Here is a 4,261-nt window from a genome sequence, read left to right as displayed (position 1 = left end):
ATGCGTGGCGACGTCGCCAAGCTGGTGAAGGATCTCAATGTACCCGTCGTGCGCTACCCCGGGGGTAACTTCGTTTCCGCCTATAACTGGGAAGATGGCGTCGGACCGCGTGAGGAGCGCCCGGTTCGTCTCGATCTCGCCTGGCATACTTCGGAAAGCAACGCCGTTGGCGTGCACGAATTTGCCGATTGGTGCGCCACTGTTGGCACCGAGATGATGCTGGCCGTGAACCTTGGTTCGCGCGGCGTCGACGAGGCTCGTAACTTCCTCGAATATGTCAATCATCCCGGCGGTTCATACTGGTCCGACCTGCGCATTAAGAATGGTCGCAAGGAGCCGTGGAACGTCAAAATGTGGTGTCTCGGCAACGAGATGGACGGCCCATGGCAGGTCGGCCACAAGGACGCGCACGAATATGGCAAGCTCGCCGCGAATACTGCGCGCGCCATGCGCATGTTCGATAAGAACCTCGAACTGATCGTCTGCGGTTCGTCGAACTCGGATATGCAGAGCTATCCCGATTGGGAACGCATCGTCTTGGAGCACACCTATGATCACGTCGATCACATCTCGCTCCACATGTATTTCGCCAATCGCGACGACAATACCCCGAACTATCTCGGGCTGAGCGAAAAGCTCGACACCTATATCGAGACCGTCGCTTCGACGATCAAGCAGGTGAAGGCCAAGCGCAAGTCGAAGAAGGATGTCTATATTTCTTTCGACGAATGGAACGTCTGGTATCATTCCAACAAGAAGGATCGCGAGATCCTCGACGGCAATGGCGGCTGGCCGCATGCGCCGGGTCTTCTCGAAGATATTTATAACTTCGAAGACGTGCTGATGGTGGGATTGATCCTCAACACCTTTATCCGACGCTCGGATGTGGTGAAGATCGCCTGTATCGCCCAGCTCGTAAACGTGATCGCGCCGATCATGACGGAAAAGGGTGGGCCTGCCTGGGCGCAGACGATTTACTACCCGTATTTCTTCGCTTCGGTGTTTGGTCGCGGTACGGCGCTGCAGCTTGTCACCAATTCGCCGGGCTATGAAACGACGCATGCCAAGGACACGGCCTATGTCGACGTTTCCGGCGTACACAATGAAGAGGAAGGCACGCTGAGCTTCTTCCTCGTCAATCGCCACACCAGCGAAAGCATCGAGACGGAAGTGAGCCTGCAGGGCTTTGCCGGCGGCACCGTGATCGACCACCAGGTGATGACGCATCCGAACTTGAAGGCCGTCAACACGGCCAAGAACCAGGATGAAGTGAAGCCGAAGAAGGGCGAAGGCGCCAAGGTTGCCGATGGCAAGCTGAGCGTAAAACTGCCGCCCTATTCGTACCAGATGGTGCGGGTGAAGCTGTAAAGCCTCGGGCCAGAAGGGCCCCCTCACCCGGCCTTTCACCAAGGTGCATTGCGCCGCGACTTGGCTAGCAGACTGTTAACACCACCGGACTCCCACCGGTGGAAATGGGGACGCATCGGCAACGATGTGTCCCTGTTTATTTTATATCATGTTTTCCGATTTGTATCATTAAAGCGATTGACAACCCCTGCCCCCTGTTTAAGTATGACTTATGACGGCACTGGAGGGTGCCGGGAGCGAAATGCGGGAGGCATTTCGCCAAGGGAGGACACAGAATGGATAGACGCAGTTTCCTGATCGGAACGACAGCGGTTGGCGCATTGATGGTCGCCGGCAAGGGCCTGGCCTTTGCACAGGAAGCCGGGGGCACCGCCCCGGATCTGGCGCAGTTCCCGCGCAATGAAACGGTCATCGTGCACAATCCCGAGGGGATCATCCGCAACCCGGCATGGTTCAACCTCTGGGCCGTGGGCGCGGGCAATGGCACGTCGAACGGCCTGCACCAGCTGACCACCGACACGCTCTGGTTCATCGATCCCGATGCCGGCGTCGAAGGTGCCAGCGAGAATGCGGTCTACAATTCGCTCGCCGACGACCTCTGGCAGTATAATGAAGACTTCTCGGAAATGACCGTGAAGCTCAAGCAGGGCATTTTCTGGAGCGACGGCGTCGAGTTTACCGCCGACGACGTGGTGTTCACGGTGCAGAAGCAGGCGGCAACGCCCGGCACGCCTTACAATGGTGCCTTCTCGAACCAGGTCGCCGAAGTCACTGCACCGGACAAATACACGGTGCACTTCAAGCTCAACAAACCCAATTCCCGCTTCCATGCGCTGTTCTCTGTGCGCTGGACCGCCGCCTGGATCATGCCCAAGCATGTCTATGAGGGCGTCGAAGACATTCTCAGCTATGACGCGAACCCGCCCGTCAGCATCGGGCCGTACACGCTGCACTCGTTCGATCCGAACGGCACCTGGTACATCTGGCAGAAGCGCGAAGACTGGCAGCGCACGGCGATGGGCATGATTGCCGAGCCGAAGCCAAAATATGTCATCTACCGCAACAATATTTCGACCGATAACCGCCTGATCGAGATCCGCAACGGTAATCTCGACATGGTGCACGACCTGACGCCGGAAGGCACGTTCTCGGTGGTGCAGCAGGATCCGCAGATCCAGGGCTGGTTCCCGGGCTTCCCCTATGCCCATCCCGATCCGACGCTGGTGATGGCGATCTTCAACCACCAGAACCCCAAATTCCAGGACAAGCGCGTCCGCTGGGCTCTGGCGCTGATGCTCGATGCACGCGCCATGTCGATGGCGTCCTATCGCGGTGCGGCAACGCTCTCGGCCATTTCGGTGCCGCCGACCGGTACGCATCCGCGCGACTACCATGCGCCGCTGCAGGAATTCCTGACCAACTACGAGATCGACACCGGCACCAGCAAGGTGAAGCCGTACGATCCCAATATCGGCATGCAGATTGCCGATATGGTGCGCCCACAATTCGGCGATGCCGTGCCGACCGACGAAGCGGCGATCCGCAACGCCTTCGGCTATGGCTGGTGGAAGCAGAACATTCCGGCAGCGGAAGAACTGCTGACGGCAGCCGGCTTCACCAAGAACGGCAACCAGTGGATGCAGCCTGATGGCACGCCCTTCACCTTCTCGGTGATGGTACCGCAGGAAGGCGTGGTCAACCGTCTCGGCGTGATCATTGCCCAGACCTGGGCCCAGAACGGTATCGGCGCGCAGGCCGAAGTCGACGCCGACACCTGGGGCCGCCAGCGCGTGGGCAACTACGAGTGCAATATCGCCTGGGCCGTGGAAACCTGGGGCGGTCACCCCGACCTGTCGTTCTTCATGGACAGCTACCACTCGGCCTATGTCGCTGCGCCTGGCGCCTCGCAGCCTGACCGCAACTGGATGCGCTGGAAAGATCCGCGTCTCGACGAAATCATCGAGAAGATCCGCGGTATCGACTTCAACGATCCCAAGGGCATCGAATACGGCCATGACTTCGTGAAGCTGCATCTCGAAGAAATGCCGAACATTCCGATCATGGCCTACAACGTGTTCTCCATCCAGTCGAACAAGTTCTGGACCGGCTGGCCGAACGCCGAGAAGAACTATGCGAACCCGGTGACCAACTGGTCGAACGGTCGGTACATCTTCACCCAGATTGCGCCGGTGGCTGGGGCGTAAAGAGCGTTCTCCCGAGTGGCGTGGTGCAAGCCACGCTGCTTTGGGGGCTTCGAGCCGCCCCATCGGGCAAATCGCTCCAGTGGAGCGATTTGAGGCGAGAAGGCCATGAGAGCTGCGCTCGAATGGCCGGGTGGTTTGAAGCTCCTCACATTTGAAGGCTGGCTTGGCTCACGGCCGGCGGGAGATGGGGCCCGGCCTGCGCCGGGGTGACAGCCGGTGGATGAAACAAGCTCCTCTGCGGAGGAAAGATACCCCTCACCCTGATTTTCTGCTGAACGCAGAAAATCTGTCCCTCTCCCGCAAGGGGCGAGGGGAGATCTGGTGGGTGGGGCGACATAGCGGCTCACGAGAAATCGCGGACCGCACTAGGCACGGACGGTTGAGGAATCCGTATGCAAGGTTATCTCTATTTCGTGGCGAAGCGCGCGCTGCTGATGTTGGCGGTGATATTCTTCGGCGTTTCGGCCATGTTTCTCGTGACGTATCTCTCGCCCATCGACCCTGTGGAACAGGTGTTGGGGCGACTTTCGGCCAGATCGAACCTGTCGCCCGAAGCCATTGCTTCGACGCGCGAGGCGCTGACGGCGATGTTCGGGACCGGGCAGCCGATGCTGACCCAGTATTTTAACTTCTGGACACGGCTGCTGCATGGTGACCTCGGCGCTTCGCTGATGGCCTTCCCGACGCCC

Annotated in this window: 2 protein-coding genes and 1 pseudogene; all 3 read left to right on the top strand. The window is 59.2% G+C overall.

Annotated features, from left to right (window positions below; translation table 11 throughout):
- Positions 1–1,368: alpha-N-arabinofuranosidase (locus J0I64_RS01345; protein WP_291405665.1), on the top strand; the 1,368-nt coding region annotated here is incomplete at its 5' end.
- A 275-nt stretch (positions 1,369–1,643) separates the two neighbouring features.
- A complete protein-coding gene (locus J0I64_RS01340) occupies positions 1,644–3,572 on the top strand; it encodes an ABC transporter substrate-binding protein (protein WP_291405663.1) in 1,929 nt (642 codons plus the stop codon).
- A gap of 392 nt (positions 3,573–3,964) precedes the next feature.
- Positions 3,965–4,261 (top strand): annotated as a pseudogene (locus J0I64_RS01335) (ABC transporter permease); the annotation flags it as partial.

It is taken from the genome of Devosia sp. (genome assembly GCF_017307565.1).
Lineage (GTDB): Bacteria > Pseudomonadota > Alphaproteobacteria > Rhizobiales > Devosiaceae > Devosia.
This window is presented reverse-complemented; position numbering and strand designations above follow the sequence as displayed.